We start from the raw sequence: 16,888 nt of genomic DNA, 5'->3' as shown, positions 1-16,888 counted from the left end.
CCCCCGCCCGGCTCGGGAGTAGGCTGCGGCGGCGTGGAACCGGTCGTCACCGCGCTCGTAGTCGCCGCCCTCGTCGCCGTGCCGGCGGTCGTGCTGTGGCGGGTGCTGCGCGGCAGGCGCGACCTCGGCAGCAGCCCCGCCGAGCGGGCGACGTTCGAGACGCTGCACACCGCGTCGCTGGCCGCGCCGCCGCTGCGCGCCGGGCTGACCCAGGCCGGGGCGCTCAAGGCGTCGCGGCACCTGCGCGAGCTGCTCGGGTCCCCGGCCATCGCCATCACGAACGGCGAGGAGCTGCTGGTCTACGACGGCGCGGGCGACCACCACGCGGCCGAGGCGTTCGAGCACGCCGCGGAGACGCTGAAGGACGGCCGCACCCAGGTGCTCGCGCTCGACTGCGGGCGGCCGGAGTGCCCCGTCAGGCACGCGGTCGTCGTCCCGCTCACCACCGACGACCGCGTCGTCGGCTCGCTCGCGGCGTACGGCGACCACGCCTCGGCGGGGCTCGTGCGGGCGGCGCAGGAGGTCGCGCGGTGGGTCGACTCCCAGCTGGAGCTGGCCGAGCTCGACCGCTCCCGGACGATGCTGATGGAGGCGGAGGTCCGGGCGCTGCGGGCGCAGATCTCGCCCCACTTCATCTACAACTCGCTGACCACCATCGCGTCGTTCGTCCGCACCGATCCCGAGCGGGCCAGGGAGTTGCTGCTGGAGTTCGCCGACTTCACCCGCTACTCCTTCCGGCGGCACGGCGACTTCACCACGCTCGCCGAGGAACTGCGCTCGATCGACCGCTATCTCACGCTCGAGCGGGCCAGGTTCGGCGACCAGCTCCAGGTCACGCTGCGGATCGCGCCGGAGGTGCTGCCCGTGGCCGTGCCGTTCCTGTGCCTCCAGCCGCTGGTGGAGAACGCCGTACGGCACGGCCTGGAGGCCAAGCCGGGCGTGGGCCGCATCACGATCGTCGCCGAGGACGCGGGCGCGGAGTGCGGCATCACCGTCGAGGACGACGGCGTCGGCATGGACCCCGAACGGCTGCGGCGGGTGCTCGCCGGGGAGGACCGCTCGGGCGCCGGCGGCATCGGCGTGGCAAACGTGGACGAGCGGCTGCGCCAGGTCTACGGCGACGAGTACGGTCTCGTGGTGGAGACCGGCGAGGGCGCCGGCACCAAGGTCACCGTGCGGGTCCCCAAGTATCACCCCGGGGTCTCCCTCCACTGACACCGTCTCGTGACAACGGGAGGCGTTGACTTACCGACGTTCCGGTCATCACTCTCTAGGGGATCGGTCGGTGAAAGGGGTGATCGTGAGCGGTCTGCGGGTTCTGGCGGTGGACGACGAGCAGCCCGCGCTGGAGGACGTCGCCTACCTGCTGCGCGCGGATCCCCGCATCGGCGACGTGCTCACCGCCCGAGACGGAGCCGCCGCGCTCCGGCTGCTCGACCGCGCCATCGCGGACGGCAGGCCGGTGGACGCGGTCTTCCTCGACATCCGCATGCGCGGGCTCGACGGGGTGGTGCTGGGTCGGCTGCTGACCCAGTTCACCCGCCCACCGAAGATCGTTTTCGTGACGGCGTACGAGGACCACGCCGTGGACGCCTTCGAGCTGAAGGCCGAGGACTACCTGCTCAAGCCCGTACGGCCGGAGCGGCTCGCCGAGGCGATCCGCCGGGTGTGCGGCAGCCTGGGCGAGCCGGGGGAGGGGCCGCAGGCGGACACGATCCCGGTCGAGCTGGGCGGCGTCACCCGGTTCGTGGCGAGCACGGAGGTGCGCTACGTCGAGGCGCAGGGCGACTACGCGCGGCTGCACACGGCGACCGGCAGCCACCTGGTCCGCATCCCGCTGGCGACGCTGGAGGAGCGCTGGGCGTCGGCCGGGTTCCTCCGCGTCCACCGCAGCCACCTCGTCGCGGTCAAGCACATCGACGAGCTGCACATCGACTCGGGCAAGTGCGTGGTGCGGGTGGGGGAGACCGAGATCCCGGTGAGCCGCCGCCACACCCGGGAGCTGCGCGACCTGCTCGTCCGCCGGGCCCGCAGGGGCCAGACCCGGTGAGCGGGCGGTGAGGGCACGATGACCGGCAAGCCCCGCAAGGCGGCGGCGACCGGCACGCGCGGGCAGGGCGATGGGGCCGCGACCAGCGGGAAGCCCCGCAGGGTGGTGGTGACCAGCCCGCGCACGGCGGCGGCGCGCAGGCCACGGCATCCGCTCACCCGGGAGATCGACGAGCAGACCCGACTCGGCGAGGTCTACATGGGCTCCCTGGTGCGGACCCAGTTCCGCCTGGCGTTGTTCGTATGCAGCCTGCTCGCGTGCGTCGTGGGCGGGCTGCCGCTGCTGTTCCTGCTGGCCCCGGAGCTGCGCGCGGCCGAGCTGTTCGGGCTGCCGCTGCCGTGGGTCGTGCTCGCGGGGCTCATCTACCCGGCGCTCGTCGGGGGCGCCTGGCTGTACGTGCGGCAGGCCGAACGCAACGAGCGCGACTTCGCCGACCTCGTGGAGCACCGATGAGGACGGTGCCCAGGTGAGGACGGTGCTCAGGTGAGGACGGCGCGCCGGTGAGCCAGATCGCCGCGGTCGTCCTGGTGATGCTGGCGACCGTCCTCATCGGCGCGTTCGGCCTCCGGGTGTCCCGCACCACGTCGGACTTCTACGTCGCCTCCCGCACGGTCTCGCCCCTGTGGAACGCCTCGGCCATCGGCGGGGAGTACCTGTCGGCGGCCTCCTTTCTCGGCATCGCGGGGCTGATCCTCACCTTCGGCGCGGACATGCTGTGGCTGCCGGTCGGCTGGACCGGCGGCTACCTCGTGCTGCTGGTGCTGGTGTCGGCGCCGCTACGGCGGTCGGGGGCCTACACGCTGCCCGACTTCGCCGAGGCGCGGCTGGAGTCGATGGCGGTGCGGCGGCTGTCGAGCGTTCTCGTCGTGCTGATCGGCTGGCTGTATCTCATGCCGCAGTTCCAGAGCGCCGGGCTGGTCTTCCGTACGATCACCGGGGCGCCGCCGTGGACGGGCAGCCTGCTGGTGGCGGTGGTGGTCGCGATCAACGTGCTGTCGGGCGGCATGCGGTCGATCACGTTCGTCCAGGCGTTCCAGTACTGGCTGAAGCTGACCGCGCTGGCGGTGCCGCTGGCGTTCATGCTGCTGGCCTGGTGGTCCGACGGAAGGCCGGGGCTCGCTCCCGGGGACGAATGGGTGCTGCCGCTCCACGGTCGTGATCACCCCATGTACGAGACGTACTCCCTGATCCTGGCGACGTTCCTCGGGACGATGGGGCTGCCGCACGTGCTCGTCCGCTTCTACACCAACCCGGACGGGCGGGCCGCCCGCCGCACCACGCTCGTCGTGCTGACGCTGCTCGGCGCCTTCTACCTGATGCCCGCGGTGTACGGCTACCTCGGCCACGTCTACGGCATGCCGGAGAGCGACACCGTGGTCATCGCGCTGCCGGGCCGGCTGGTCGGCGGACCGGTGGGCGACTTCCTGACCGCGCTGGTGACCGCGGGCGCGTTCGCGGCGTTCCTGTCGACGTCGTCGGGGCTGACGGTGTCGGTCGCCGGGGTGATCGCGCAGGACATCCTGCGCGGCGGGGTGCGCGCGTTCCGCGTCGCGACCGTGCTCGCGGTGCTCGTGCCGTTCGCGCTGGCGGGCGTGGCCCGGTCGCTGCCGGTGGCGACCGTGGTGGGGCTGGCGTTCGCCGTGGCCGCCTCCTCGTTCTGCCCGCTGCTGGTGCTCGGCATCTGGTGGCGCAGACTGACGACGTCGGGGGCGATCGCCGGTCTGCTGGCCGGGGGAGGGCTGGCCTGCGCGGCGGTCGTGATCACGATCACCGGTGGCCCGCACACCGGCTGGGCGGGGTCGCTGCTGGCGCAGCCGGCCGCCTGGACGGTGCCCGTGTCGTTCACGGTCATGGTGGTGGTGTCGCTGCTGACGCCGTCGCGGGTGCCGCGCGGCGTGGCGCGCACGATGGTCCGCCTGCACACGCCGGAGACGCTGAACGTCGACCGGGGCGACTGGCGTCCGCGGTTCATGTAGACCCGCGCTTCATGTAGACCGCGCACTCATGTGGACCCGCGCCTCATGTAGCCCGCGCCTCATGTGGACCCGCGTTTATGCAGCCCGCGCGTCAGGTCGGCCCGGCCCCACGCTGCGGCCGTGTTTCATGTAACGCATGCGTGACCGCTCGGCGCGTGCAACCGACCATTCGTCGCACGGATGCGCCATGTGAACGAGCGGGCGGTACGGCTGGGCGACTCGGCGGTCCCCGGGACTCGTCGCCGGACACGGCGCACTCCTACGTTGAAGTGATCCAGATCACTGCCGAAGGAGATCTTGTGACCGTCCAGCACGATCCATCGGTCTATGAACGTATACAGGCGGGTGAGCAGTTCCAGGAGCTGCGCCGCCGCTACCGGTCCTGGGCCTTCCCCATGACCATCGCCTTCCTGGTGTGGTACCTGCTCTACGTGGTGCTTTCCGGCTTCGCCCGGGACTTCATGGGCGCCAAGTTGTTCGGCAACATCAACGTCGCCCTCGTCTTCGGTGTGCTGCAGTTCGTGTCGACGTTCCTGATCGCGTGGGCGTACTCGCGGCACGCGGCGGCCAAGCTCGACCCGATCGCCGACGAGCTGCGCGGCGAGGCCGAGAGCCGCGACGAGGTCGGGGAGGGCGCCAAGTGAGTCACGAGACGCTGTCCACGATCCTTTTCGTGATCTTCGTTGCCGGTACGCTCGCCATCACGTTCTGGGCCAGCCGCAACACCAAGACAGCCTCCGACTACTACGCCGGGGGCCGGTCGTTCAGCGGCCTGCAGAACGGCCTGGCGATCGGCGGCGACTACATGTCGGCCGCGTCGTTCCTCGGCATCGCCGGCATCATCGCGCTGTCGGGCTACGACGGCTTCCTCTACTCGATCGGCTTCCTCGTCGCCTGGCTGGTGGCGCTGCTGCTCGTCGCCGAGCTCATGCGCAACTCCGGCAAGTACACGATGGCCGACGTGCTGGCGTTCCGGATGTCGCCGCGCCCGGTCCGTACGGCGGCCGGCGTCTCCACGATCGTCGTGAGCATCTTCTACCTGCTCGCGCAGATGGTCGGCGCGGGCGCGCTCGTCGGCCTGCTGCTCGGCGTCCACTCCGAGGCGGGCAAGATCTGGACGATCATCGCGGTCGGCCTGCTGATGATCATCTATGTCGTGTTCGGCGGCATGAAGGGCACCACCTGGGTGCAGATCGTCAAGGCCGTCATGCTGATGGTCGGCGCGGCGCTGATCACCCTCTTCGTGCTCGGCAAGTTCGGCTTCAACCTGTCCGGGCTGCTCGGCGACGCCGCCGCCCAGAGCGGCAAGGGCGAGGCATTCCTCAACTCGGGCCTCAAGTACGGCACCGAGGCCCAGGGCGTCTGGGGCAAGATCGACCTGATCAGCCTCGGCCTGGCCCTGGTGCTCGGCACGGCGGGCCTGCCGCACGTCCTCATCCGCTTCTACACGGTGCCCACCGCCAGGGACGCCCGCAAGTCGGTCTTGTGGGGCATCGGCATCATCGGCGTGTTCTACCTGCTGACGCTGGTGCTCGGCTTTGGCGCCGCGGCCCTGGTGGGTTCGAAGACGATCGCCGAGGCCGACAAGGCCGGCAACACCGCGGCCCCGCTGCTCGCCCAGAAGGTGGGCCAGGACCTCTTCGGCGACGTCGGCGGCACGGTCCTGCTGGCGGTCATCGCGGCGGTCGCGTTCGCCACGATCCTCGCGGTCGTCGCGGGCCTGACCCTCGCGTCCTCCTCCAGCTTCGCCCACGACCTGTACGCGCACGTGTTCAAGCGGGGCGGCGCCACCGAGCGCCAGGAGGTCGTGGTCGCCCGGATCGCCGCGTTCGTGATCGGCGCGGTCGCGATCGCGCTGAGCATCTTCGCCCAGTCGCTCAACGTGGCCTTCCTCGTCTCGCTGGCCTTCGCGGTCGCCGCGTCGGGCAACCTCCCGGCGATCCTCTACAGCCTGTTCTGGAAGAGGTTCAACACGGCGGGCGCGGTCTCGGCCATCTACGGCGGCCTGATCTCCGCGGTGGTGCTGGTGATCTTCTCGCCGGTCGTCTCGGGCGCGGCGACGGCGATGTTCCCCGACGCCGACTTCCACCTGATCCCGCTGTCGAACCCGGGCATCTTCTCGATCCCGATCGGCTTCCTGTGCGGCTACCTCGGCACGATCCTGAGCAAGGAGTACAACGGCGCGAAGTACGCCGAGATCGAGGTCCGCTCGCTCACCGGCCTTGGGGCCGAGAAGGCCACGAGCCACTGACGCCGGTTTCCCGGCCACACGTCGCCGGCCCGCGACGCCGCCTCCCACCGCCGCCGAGGGCCGGCGACTCCCATACGCCCGGCCGCGAGCTCCCCACTCATCGTGGGGCTCGCGGCCGGGCGTATGCCTGCCCTGTCCCTCGCGTCATGGTGTTGGGGCACCCACTCTGGTTATCGTTCGGTCCGTGGACAGCCCTCTCCAGACCGCCAAGGCGTGGTCACGCTCGCGGAGAAGGAAGCAGCCGCCCGAGGGCGACGCCCGCACCCGCATCCTCGACGCCGCCGAGGAACTGTTCGCGGGAGGCGGCTACGAGGCCACGCCGACCGCGCGCATCGCCGAACTCGCCGGCGTGCCCAAAGGCCTGGTCTTCCACTACTTCCCCCGCAAAATCGACGTGCTGGTCTCGCTGGTGGACGAGCGGACCGTGGTGATCGAGGAGGAGGTGGAGGCGGTTCCCGGCGACGCGGCCGGCGCGCTGTCGCGGCTCGCCCGCAGGCTGCCGCTGCACGCGTCCCCCGCGATGCGGCGCATCCTGTTCCGGGAGGCCGACACCCACCTGTCCGTACGGGAGCGCCTGGGCCGCCTGAACACCGAGATCATCCGACGGGCCAGGTTCGCCCTGGAGCTCGCCCTGCCGGGCGGGCGGGGTGACGCCGCCCGGCTGGAGGCCGCCGCCGCGACCTTCGCCGCGGTCCTGCTGTACCAGGAGAGCATCTGCCTGCTCACCGGCCATCACATCGACCCCGACGCGGTCGCCGAGCTGATCGCGGGCGCCCTGCGCTGACGTGGCTCGTGCTCCTCCCGGGGCGGTGCGAGAGGAGCGTCGCCGTGCGGGGCCGGTTCGTCCGGGGCCGGGGCGTCCGGGGAGTCGTCGAGCAGGACCAGGAGCTCGTCCATCGCCTCACGCAGGTGGCCGATCATGCTCCGGACATCGGGCAGCCGGGACGGGCAGGCGACGACGCCGAAGTCCAGCCGCCCGTCGTACGACGCGCAGGTGATGCTGATCCCCCCGGTGGCGTCGGTGACCACCGACAGCGGGTGGTAGGCGAGCATCCGGGCGCCGCACAGGTACAACGGCAGGCGGGGGCCCGGCACGTTCGACACGATGAGGTTGACGCCCGCCCCCGCGACCCCCGCGAGGCGGAACACCACCGGCGTGGCCAGCGCCGCGAAGGCGCTCGGCACCATCGCGCACACGTCGTCCAGCCAGGTGCGATGGGAGACGGCGAAGCGCCGCTTGGCGGCGGCCAGCGCCGAGCGTACGGCCGCCAGGCGTTCTCCAGGGGAGGCGACGTCCGTGGCCAGCGGTGTGATCATCGCCGAGATCCGGTTGCCGACCCGCCCGTCCGCGGCGTCCGGGGACGGCCCGCCCGCACCCGCCGACGGTCGAGAGCGCAGCGCCACCGGCACGGCGGCCACCAGCGGCCGGTCGGGCAGCGCGTCGTGGGCGAGCAGCCAGCGCCGCAACGCCGAGGCGCACAGCGTCATCACCACGTCGTTCGGGCCCATGCCGAAGGCCCTGGCGACCCTCCTGACCTCCGCCAGCGGCACGGAACCGAAGGCGACCTCCCGCTCCCCGGAGATCGGGCCGTTGAACGGCGTGCGCGGCGCGACCAGCGGCGGCGTCTCGGGCAGCGGGCGCGCGTCTCCCGCGAGCGCGCGGGCGGCCTGGGCCACGAGCCGGGCGTCGGGCAGCGCCGCCACCACCGGGATCACGTCCAGGTCGGCGGCGGTGCGGGCGAGCGAGCACAGCGCTTCCACGGGCTGGACGATCGACCGGGTGATCGCGCCGGCGAGCATCGCGAGCAGCCCGGGCACCTGCGGCGACGCAGGCGCCGGGGGCGCCGGGGGCGCCTCCACCCGCCGCGGCTGCGGCGACGGGTCGAGCAGCGCGGTCAGGATCTCCGAGCCCGACACGCCGTCGATCGCACAGTGGTGCACCTTGATGTAGAGGGCGCAGCGGCCGCCCTCCAGTCCGTGGACGAGGTGCGCCTCCCACAGCGGCCGCGCGCGGTCGAGCCGCCGCGCGTGGACGCCCGCCACGTACGCCGCCAGTTCCCGCTCCCCGCCGGGAGCGGGGAGCGTGGTCTCGTGCACGTGCGCGTCGAGGTCCACGTCCGGGTCGTCCAGCCAGTACGGCCGGTCGAGCCCGAAGGGCACGTCGGCCAGCCGCATGCGCAGCGGCGGGGCGAGGTGCAGCCGTTCGCGCAGCAGGGCGAGCAGCGCCTCCCTGGTCAGGGCGCCGGAGGGCGAGGTCGACGGGTCGAGTATGGCGACGCCCGCCACATGGGTCGCGGTCGTCGCCGACTCCACGCTCAGGAACTGCGCGTCGAGTGCCGTCAACTGGCGCATCTCGTCATCCTCCCGCTCACGCCGCCCGATCCGCGCAGGCGCCCGGCCGGTCCCGCCGACGGGCCCACCACCGGGGTGCACTGCCCCTGCGCCGCGCGCCCGCACACCTGGGGTCGCACGTCGGAGGCCGCACACCGAGGTCCCCACACCGAGGTCCCCACGGAGGTCCGGACGGAGGTCCGCACACCCCGCGGCGATCCCTGGCGCACGATAATCACCCGCCTGCGCACCGTGACCATCATCGCCGCGCCGGGTTACCGCCGCATTTCTCCCACGTGCCGCCGGGGGATGTTCAGGAGCGTCCGTGACTCGCCGAAGACGAACGCGGCCGCGGTCCGATGCGTGGCCGCGATCCGACGCGTGGTCGTGGTCGCGGTCCGATGCGGCTCGGGCGATCGATCCGGCCCGCAGGTCAGGGCTTGCGCGCGACTCCCCCGTAGCACGCCACCTCGCGGGGCTCGCCCCACGGGTTGTCCTCCGCCCGCCAGTGCGACACCGAGACGATGCCCGGTTCGAGCAGGTCCAGGCCGGTGAAGTAGCCCTCGATCTGCTCGGGGCTGCGCGGCGTGTAAGGGGCGGCGCCGCTGCCCGCGTTGTAGCCGCCCAGCGCCTTGACGTACGCCGGGTCGGTGTCGGAGCCGTCGTAGAGCGCGAGATAGCTGCCGGAGGGCAGGGCCTCCAGCAGCCGGCGCACGATGTCGCGCGCCTCGTCGTAGTCCGCGACCAGGCCGAGGATGCCCATCAGCATGAGCGCGGTCGGCTGCGCGAAGTCGAGCGTTCTGGCCGCCTCCCGCAGGATGCGGCCGGGGTCGCGCACGTCGGCCTCGATGTAGTCGGTCGCCCCCTCGGGGGTGCTGGTCAGCAGCGCCTGGGCGTGCACCAGCACCAGGGGGTCGTTGTCGACGTAGACGATCCGGGACGCCGGGGCCAGCCGCTGGGCGACCTCGTGGGTGTTGTCGACGGTGGGCAGGCCCGTGCCGATGTCGAGGAACTGGCGGATTCCCGCCTCGCCGGCGAGATAGCCGACGGTGCGCACGAGCATCTGCCGCGACTGGCGGGCGATGTCCACCATTCCGGGGAAGACGCCGCGGATGCGTTCCCCCGCCTCTCTGTCGACCGGGTAGTGGTCCTTGCCCCCCAGGAAGTAGTTCCAGACGCGAGCCGAGTGCGGCACGCTGCTGTCGATCCTGCGGACGCCGGGGTCGTCGGTGGAAGGAGTGTCGCTCATGGGGGCCTCGGATCGGTCGGAACGGAGAGACGACCGCACCCGCGTCAGTGACCTCCGCTGGGTGCTGGCAGATCGCGCGTGGCGCCCATCCTTTCCGATCAAGCTCCGGCACGCAACCACCCGGGTCGCGCGGAAAGTGCGGTGACGGCCGCGTTCGCCCCGATAGCATCCCGTCACCGGGGACGCCGGCGTACGGCCGGTACGACGAGGCCCATAGCGGGGAGGACAGAGATGATCTCGGCTCGACCGGAGGCCGCGACTCTTCCGGACGGACGGCCGGTTCAGCCGCGCGGCGGGCCGACGGTGGTGCGCATGATGCTCGGCGCCCAGTTGCGCCGGCTCCGCGAGGCCAGGAACATCAGCCGCGAGCAGGCCGGGCACGCCATCCGTGCCTCCACGTCGAAGATCTGCCGGCTGGAGCTGGGCCGCACCCCCTTCAAACGACGCGACGTGGCCGACCTGCTCACGCTGTACGGCGTGGTCGACAGCGGGGAACGGGAGACGATGCTGGCGCTCGCCGAGCAGGCGGGCACCCCCGGCTGGTGGCACCAGTACGGCGACCTGCTGCCCGGCTGGTTCGAGGTGTACGTCGGGCTGGAGGAGGCGGCGGCCACGATCCGCACGTACGAGGTCCAGTTCGTGCACAGCCTGCTGCAGACCGAGGACTACGCGCGGGCGGCGATCCGGCTGCGGCATCGCGGGACGCCGGAGTCCGACGTCGACCGCCGCGTCGGCCTGCGCATGCGGCGTCAGCGGCTCCTGGACCAGGCCGACGGGCCCCGTGTGTGGTCGGTGGTGGACGAGTCGGCGCTGCGCCGTCCCCTGGGCGGGCGGGCCGTGCACCGCCGCCAGATCGAGCACCTGATCGAGGCCGCCGCGCGTCCGGACGTCACCCTGCAGATCCTGCCCTTCCGGGCCGGGGGCCACCCCGCCGTGGGCGGCCCCTTCACCATCCTGAGGTTCGCCGAGCCCGACCTGCCCGACGTCGTCTATCTCGAACAGCTCAGCAGCGCGCTGTACCTCGACAAGCAGGAGGACGTGGACGACTACACCGCCGTGATGAACGACCTCAGCGTGCAGGCCGAGTCGGCCCGCGACACCGTGACCATGCTGCGCGCGATGCTCCAGGAACTGTAGGGACAGGAGCTGTAGGGACAGGAGCTTCAGGGGCAGGAGCTTAGGGACAGGGACCGGTGGAACTCGGGTGTGCCGTGGGGGTCAGGCCCTGTCCAGGTGGGCCAGCAGGCGGTCGAGGGGCCAGGTGTTCACCACGTCGTCCGGGGTGAGCCAGGCCCGCTGGGCGATGCCCACGCCGAACCTCTGGTGGGCCAGATGCGGCACGGCGTGGGAGTCGCTGTCGACGGAGAACTTCACGCCGTGGTGGCGCGCGAGCCGTACGAGGTCGGAGGGCAGGTCGGCTCGGTCGGGGTAGGAGTCGATCTCCATGATCGTGCCGGTCCTGGCTGCGGCGCGGAACACCGCGTCCCAGTCCGCGTCCACCGGCGGCCGCTTGCCGATCTTGCGCGTCGTGGGGTGGCCGATCACGTGGACGTGCGGGTTCTCGCACGCCGCGATGAAACGGCGGGTCATCTCCTCCCGCGACTGGGTGAAGTGCGAGTGCACGGACGCGACGCAGACGTCGAACCCGGCCAGCACCTCGGCCGGCCAGTCCACGGAGCCGTCCGGGGCGATGTTCAACTCGCTGCCGTGCAGCAGCCGCATGTCCGGATATCTCGCCTGCAACTCGGCGATGCGGCCACGCTGGGCGAGGGCCTTGTCGAGGGTCATCCGCTGCATGACCAGGTCGGGCGCGTGGTCGGTCACGGCGTAGTAGGAGTAGCCGCGCATCGCGGCGGCGGCCACCATGTCCTCCAGTGAGGCGATGCCGTCGGTGAGGTCGGTGTGGGTGTGCAGGTCGCCCCGCAGGTCGTGCAGCTCGACCAGACGCGGCAGCTCGCCCCGCAGCGCGGCCTCCACCTCGCCGCCGTCCTCGCGCAGCGCCGGGTGCACCCACGCCATGCCGAGCGCCTGGTAGATCTCCTCCTCGGTCTCCGACGCGATGAGGCGCTCGCCGTCGAACAGGCCGTACTCCGACAGCTTCCAGCCCTTCTTGACCGCCATCTCCCGGATGCGGACGTTGTGCTCCTTGCTGCCGGTGAAGTAGATCATCGCCGCGCCCCACGACTCGGCGGGAATGAGCCGCAGGTCGACCTGGAGGCCGAGGTCGGTCCTGACCGAGGTCTTCCGCTCGCCCTTGGCGACGATCTCGGTGACGTACGGCTGCCGCGCGAACAGCTCCATCAGGCCGGGATCGCCGACGGCGAGGATGTCGATGTCGCCGATCGTCTCGCTCATCCGGCGCAGCGACCCGGCGAAGGCGATCCGGTCGGCCGGCAGCGAGGCGATGACCCGCTCCGCGAGATCCGTCGCGACGCCGAGGTGGACCCGGTCGCCCGACCGCTCCATGTGCTCGATGCCCTTGAGCAGGTTCTCCTCGGTCTTGGCGCCGAAGCCGCGCAGGCCCTTCAGGCGGCCGTCCCGGATCGCGCCGGCCAGAGCGGCGGGGGAGTCGATGCCGAGCTCCTGGAACAGGAACAGCGCCTTCTTCGGGCCGAGCGAGGGGATCCGGGTCAGCCTGCGCACCCCCTCGGGCACCTTGCCCCGCAGGTCGTCGAGCTGGCGGAAGCTGCCGCGTTCGAGGAACTCCTCGACCTTCTTGGCGATCGCCTCGCCCACCCCCGGAATCGACCGGACGTCGGTCTCTCCGAGGTCTCCGGGGAATCCCGCGATCGACTTGGCCGCCTTCTGGTAGCTGCGCACCCGGAAGGCGTCCCCGCCGTTCAGCGCGAAAAGCTCGGCGTACTCCTGCAGCGCCGCGGCTGCCTCGTCATTGGCCCGTCCCATGCGTTCAGGGTAGGAGAAGCGGGAGCGCACGTTCGAACGAACGGATCCAGTACGGCCAGGTGTGGGTGCCGTTTCCGTAGAAATCGGTCGTCACCTTCACCCCGGCCCTCTCCGCGGCCCCGGCGAAGTTCCGGTTCTGCCGCATGATCGCGGCCTCGGTCTGATCGACCGGTCCTTCCCCGTGGTCCAGCGGGCCCGGCTCGCCGTTGCCAGAGGACGCGTAGAGGCGCACGCCCTTCAGCCGCCCGGCCAGGTCGGCGGGGTTGTGCTCCGGCCACGCGCTCGGGTCGCCCCACAGATCCTCGGTGTCCACGCCGTTGTCCGCCATGAACGCCCGATATCCGGCAACGTCGTCGCGCGTGTCGAGCACCCCGGAGAACGACGCCGCGGCCTCGAACGCGCCCGGATGCCGGGCCGCGTAGACGAACGCGCCGAGGCCGCCCATCGAGAAACCGGCGACCGCGCGGCGCGTGCCGACGCCGTACCGCGGCTCGACCAGGCGCGGCACCTCGGTCATGTGGAACGTCTCCCAGCCGGGGCCGTCGCGCCAGTCGGCGTACCAGCCCATCGAACCACCCTCGGGGACGATGACGACGGCGTCGAGGCGGGCGGTCAGCCGAGCCACCTCGCCCGTCCTGAGCCAGTCCCAGCCGCCGCCGGCGCAGCAGCCGTGCAGCAGGTACAGCGCGCGCCAGCCGGTGGAGCCCGGTTTCCAGGCCGCGGGCTTCAGCACCCACACCGAGCGCCGGTCGCCCGTGGCCGGTGAGTCGATCACGAGCTTGTCCGTCCGCTCGTCCACGGTCTCCTGCGAGACGACCGTGGCCGAACCCGGAGGGCGGACGGGCGGCGGCGCCGCGGACTCCGCGGCGCTCTGGCAGCCGGTCACCGTGACGACGAGGACGAGCCACGCCAAAATCTTCTTCACATAGAGCTGACTGTCATATCGATCACACGCCGTCAACAGTCGAGAAGGGCTTCGCGTAGACGAAGGGCCCGCGCGGCGGCGGGACCCGTCGCTCGAACACCCGCACCTGGAAGTGCTCGCCCCACGCCGGGTCCGGCGCCGTCACCCCGTGCGTCTTCGCGTGTTATTTGTGCTTTATGCGGGAATTGGCGGGACAAAGGAGTTCGCGGGAGCCAGGCCGGCCTGCCAGCCGGTCTGCGGCTGAGCGATGACAGGCCGCCCGACTTGACCCGAATCCTGGTAGGCGAATACCGTCTCTCCGAAAATTACATTGAATATCGAGAAAGTTTCGATGGCGGTTCGCGGGTGGTGATGACCGTCGTGCCGGTCATCCGGCCGCCCACGTGTCCTCGTGTCGATGAGAGACGACGGTAAGGAGCACCGATGCCAGAGACGACGGACCCCGATCCGGCCGCCAGGCCCGTCCCGCGAATCAACACCGCGATTCCGCATCCGGCCCGGATATACGACTATCTGCTGGGCGGAAAGGACAACTTCGCGGCCGACCGCGAGGCGGCCGAACACCTCCTGAAGGTATCGCCGGGCACCCGTGAGGGCGTCCGCGCCCACCGCGCCTTCCTGCGCCGGGCGGTGCGTCATCTCGCCACCGAGGCCGGAATGACGCAGTTCCTCGACATCGGCACGGGCATCCCCACTCAGGGCAACACGCACGAGATCGCTCAGCAGGCCAACCCCAGGGCCAGGGTGGCGTACGTGGACAACGACCCCATCGTCCTGGTGCACGGCCGCGCCCTGCTGACCGGCAGCCCCACGGGGATGACCTCGGTGATCGAGGCCGACATGCGGCAGCCGAAGGCGATCCTGTCCCACCCCGAGGTCCGAGGCGTGATCGACTTCGACCGTCCGGTGGCCGTCATCCTGGCGGGCGTCCTGCACTTCCTCACCGACGAGGAGGATCCGTACGGCCTGGTCGAGACCTTCAAGGCCGCGGTGCCCTCGGGCAGCCACCTGCTGCTGTCGCACATCACGCTCGACTTCGCCCCCGAAGTGCGCGAGGAGGAGTTCACCAAGCCCTACGACAACAGCACCGCGCCCATGGTGCCCCGCACCCTCGACCAGGTGCTGCGGTTCTTCGACGGCTGGAAGGTGCTGGAGCCGGGCGTGACCGAGGTGGTGCAGTGGCGGCCGGACCAGTACAAGGACCGGGAGCGGATCCCCGGAGGTCACGCCTGGGCCTACGGCGCCCTCGCGGTCAAGCCCTGATCCCGGACGAGAGAGACGTACGGGCAAACACATGGCCTCCGGTGCGACGCGCGCACCGGAGGCCATCGCCTGCAGGTGGGGAAAAGGGGCCAGGAGGAACGGCTCAGCAGGCGGAGCCGGCCCAGATCGGATGGGTCCCGTTCAGATGGCTCCGGGCCGGTGGGTCCGGGTGCCGCGGCGGCTTGTCGTGGCCGCCGCGGCCGTGGTCCCGGCCCCGGTCATCGCGCCCGGCAGGGGCGATGAACCGGCCCGGCCGGACCCGCCGTGCTTACTGCGTGAAGGTCCACTTCTGGTTGTTGCCGCCCCAGCAGGAGTACATCTGGAGCTGGGTGCCGTTGCCGGTGCCCTGCCCGACGGCGTCCAGGCAGAGCCCGGACTGGACGCCGGTGATGGTCCCGTCGGAGTTGAGGCGCCACTTCTGGTTGTCGCCGCCCCAGCAGGAGTAGATCTGGACCTTGGCGCCGTTGCCGGTGCCGGCGGCGTCCAGGCACTTGTTGCCGTAGACCCGCAGTTCCTGCGAGGAGGTGTAGGTCCACTGCTGGTTGGTGCCGCCGTGGCAGTCCCAGATCTGCAGCTGGGTGCCGTCGGTGGTGCTGGAGTTGGGCACGTCCACGCAGCGGCCGGACGCGACGCTCTTGATCGTCCCGTTGCCGCCGCCACCGGGAGTGGGCGAGGTGCCGGGGCTGGGGGAGGTGCCCGGGCTGGGTGAGGTGCCGGGGCTGGGCGACGTCGTCGGCGTGGCCGCGTTGAGGGCGTTCAGGACCGAGTTGTACGCGGCCTTCTTGTTGCCGCTGCTGTCGAACAGCAGCGGGGTGGTGTTCGCACCGAGCCAGGAGTCGCTGTCACGCACGCCCCACACGGTGATGCCGATGCAGCGGGAGACGGCCAGGCAGTCGTTGACGACGCTGGCGTAGGTCGAGGCCGACCCGCCCTGGATGTCCAGCTCGGTGATGGCGACGTCCACGCCGAGGGCGGCGAACTGGGAGATGGTGGTGCGGTAGTTGCTGTTGTACGGGCTGTTGCCGTTGAAGTGCGACTGCAGGCCGACGCAGTCGATCGGCACGCCGCGGGACTTGAAGTCCTTGACCATGTTGTAGACGCCCTGCGTCTTGGCCCAGGTCCAGTTGTCGATGTTGTAGTCGTTGTAGCAGAGCTTGGCGGACGGGTCGGCGGCCCGCGCGGTGCGGAAGGCGACCTCGATCCAGTCGTTGCCGGTGCGCTGCAGGTTGGAGTCGCGCCGGCCGCCGGAGTTGCCGTCGGCGTACGCCTCGTTGACCACGTCCCAGTAGGGGATCTTGCCCTTGTAGTGGTTCAGGACGCCGTTGATGTGGTTGATCATCGCCTGGCGCAGCGCGCTGCCCGACAGGGACTGCATCCAGCCCGGCTGCTGGTTGTGCCAGGCCAGCGTGTGGCCGCGCATCCGCTTGCCGTTCTGCGTCGCCCAGTTGTAGATGCGGTCGGCGTTGGTGAAGTTGAACTGACCCTGGTTCGGCTCGGTCGCGTCGATCTTCATCTCGTTCTCAGCCGTGATCATGTTGAACTCACGGTTCGCGATGCCGGTGTAGGTCCCGTCGCCGAGCTTGCCGCTGGCGATGGCGGTGCCGAAGTAACGGCCGCTCTGCGCGGCTGCCGCGCCCAGCGTGCTCGCCGCGGCGTCGGCGGGAACCGACACCGCCACCGCGGCCGTGGCCGCGGTGATCACGCCGAGCGCGCCGGCGACCAGAGCCCGGCGCAGCCGGGTTCCGGGCGGCGACATGACGTTTTCGCCCATGTCTGAGCCTCCATAACTGAATCACCAAGGGGGAACGCGGAGGTTCCCATGAGACCGACGCCGCGCCTCGTCGCTTGAGGACGCACACCACCAGGGCGCCGTGATCGGCGGCCCCCTGCCGTGCACCACCACTTGGGGGCGGGGGACCGCCTCGGAGGATCAGTGTGG

The 16,888-nt window shown here is 71.2% G+C and carries 15 protein-coding genes; 9 read left to right on the top strand and 6 right to left on the bottom strand.

The window, feature by feature from the left end:
- Positions 1-33: 33 nt before the first annotated feature.
- The 7 genes from ACIBK1_RS09015 to ACIBK1_RS08985 all read left to right on the top strand — a co-directional run bounded on the left by ACIBK1_RS09015 (position 34) and on the right by ACIBK1_RS08985 (position 7,061).
- Positions 34-1,215, top strand: a complete 1,182-nt coding sequence (locus ACIBK1_RS09015; protein ID WP_030505219.1) for a sensor histidine kinase — start codon at positions 34-36, stop codon at positions 1,213-1,215.
- An 85-nt stretch (positions 1,216-1,300) separates the two neighbouring features.
- Entirely contained in the window at positions 1,301-2,050 is a 750-nt protein-coding gene (locus ACIBK1_RS09010) for a LytR/AlgR family response regulator transcription factor (RefSeq protein WP_030505218.1), read from the top strand.
- A gap of 18 nt (positions 2,051-2,068) precedes the next feature.
- Positions 2,069-2,503, top strand: coding sequence for a DUF485 domain-containing protein (locus ACIBK1_RS09005; RefSeq protein WP_197042363.1), 435 nt, complete (start codon positions 2,069-2,071; stop codon positions 2,501-2,503).
- A gap of 47 nt (positions 2,504-2,550) precedes the next feature.
- Complete coding sequence (locus ACIBK1_RS09000) at positions 2,551-4,026, top strand: sodium/solute symporter (protein ID WP_357324678.1); 1,476 nt, start codon at positions 2,551-2,553, stop codon at positions 4,024-4,026.
- Between the two features lie 299 nt (positions 4,027-4,325).
- Entirely contained in the window at positions 4,326-4,670 is a 345-nt protein-coding gene (locus ACIBK1_RS08995; RefSeq protein WP_083744017.1) for a DUF485 domain-containing protein, read from the top strand.
- Positions 4,667-6,277 carry a solute symporter family protein gene (locus tag ACIBK1_RS08990; RefSeq protein WP_363413870.1) on the top strand — a complete coding sequence of 537 codons (1,611 nt, stop codon included), beginning with the start codon at positions 4,667-4,669 and terminating at the stop codon, positions 6,275-6,277. Before ACIBK1_RS08995 ends, ACIBK1_RS08990 begins: the two co-directional genes overlap by 4 nt.
- A 184-nt stretch (positions 6,278-6,461) precedes the next feature.
- Positions 6,462-7,061 carry a TetR/AcrR family transcriptional regulator gene (locus tag ACIBK1_RS08985; protein ID WP_036404413.1) on the top strand — a complete coding sequence of 200 codons (600 nt, stop codon included), beginning with the start codon at positions 6,462-6,464 and terminating at the stop codon, positions 7,059-7,061.
- On the opposite strand, the gene ACIBK1_RS08980 is transcribed toward ACIBK1_RS08985, so the two are convergent.
- Together ACIBK1_RS08980 and ACIBK1_RS08975 are read right to left on the bottom strand one after the other, a co-directional pair.
- Positions 7,010-8,629: a wax ester/triacylglycerol synthase family O-acyltransferase gene (locus tag ACIBK1_RS08980; protein ID WP_396733582.1), complete on the bottom strand. Its 1,620-nt coding sequence runs from the start codon at positions 8,627-8,629 to the stop codon at positions 7,010-7,012. The genes ACIBK1_RS08985 and ACIBK1_RS08980 overlap by 52 nt on opposite strands.
- Before the next feature lie 412 nt (positions 8,630-9,041).
- Positions 9,042-9,857: an SAM-dependent methyltransferase gene (locus tag ACIBK1_RS08975; RefSeq protein ID WP_076433647.1), complete on the bottom strand. Its 816-nt coding sequence runs from the start codon at positions 9,855-9,857 to the stop codon at positions 9,042-9,044.
- Between the two features lie 231 nt (positions 9,858-10,088).
- On the opposite strand from ACIBK1_RS08975, the gene ACIBK1_RS08970 reads away from it, so the two are divergent.
- Entirely contained in the window at positions 10,089-10,994 is a 906-nt protein-coding gene (locus ACIBK1_RS08970) for a helix-turn-helix domain-containing protein (protein ID WP_030505210.1), read from the top strand.
- 81 nt (positions 10,995-11,075) lie between these two features.
- Here the strand turns inward: ACIBK1_RS08970 and polX are convergent, their stop codons facing one another.
- Genes polX through ACIBK1_RS08955 form a run of 3 tightly spaced genes read right to left on the bottom strand, consistent with a single transcriptional unit; the run spans position 11,076 to position 13,831 of the window.
- Positions 11,076-12,761, bottom strand: a complete 1,686-nt coding sequence (polX, locus tag ACIBK1_RS08965) for a DNA polymerase/3'-5' exonuclease PolX (protein WP_396733578.1) — start codon at positions 12,759-12,761, stop codon at positions 11,076-11,078.
- Positions 12,762-12,765: 4 nt separating this feature from the next.
- Positions 12,766-13,686 carry an alpha/beta hydrolase gene (locus ACIBK1_RS08960; protein WP_396733575.1) on the bottom strand — a complete coding sequence of 307 codons (921 nt, stop codon included), beginning with the start codon at positions 13,684-13,686 and terminating at the stop codon, positions 12,766-12,768.
- Between the two features lie 22 nt (positions 13,687-13,708).
- Entirely contained in the window at positions 13,709-13,831 is a 123-nt protein-coding gene (locus ACIBK1_RS08955) for a hypothetical protein (protein WP_396733572.1), read from the bottom strand.
- 278 nt (positions 13,832-14,109) lie between these two features.
- Here ACIBK1_RS08955 and ACIBK1_RS08950 point away from each other — a divergent pair, with 278 nt between their 5' ends.
- Positions 14,110-14,949 (top strand): SAM-dependent methyltransferase, encoded by an 840-nt coding sequence (locus ACIBK1_RS08950; RefSeq protein WP_030505206.1) that lies wholly within the window; start codon positions 14,110-14,112, stop codon positions 14,947-14,949.
- 268 nt (positions 14,950-15,217) lie between these two features.
- On the opposite strand, the gene ACIBK1_RS08945 is transcribed toward ACIBK1_RS08950, so the two are convergent.
- Positions 15,218-16,720: an endo-1,4-beta-xylanase gene (locus ACIBK1_RS08945; RefSeq protein WP_030505205.1), complete on the bottom strand. Its 1,503-nt coding sequence runs from the start codon at positions 16,718-16,720 to the stop codon at positions 15,218-15,220.
- Between the last annotated feature and the right edge of the window lie 168 nt (positions 16,721-16,888).

The sequence above is a fragment of the Microbispora rosea genome (genome assembly GCF_044460045.1).
GTDB classification, from domain to species: domain Bacteria; phylum Actinomycetota; class Actinomycetes; order Streptosporangiales; family Streptosporangiaceae; genus Microbispora; species Microbispora rosea.
This window is presented reverse-complemented; position numbering and strand designations above follow the sequence as displayed.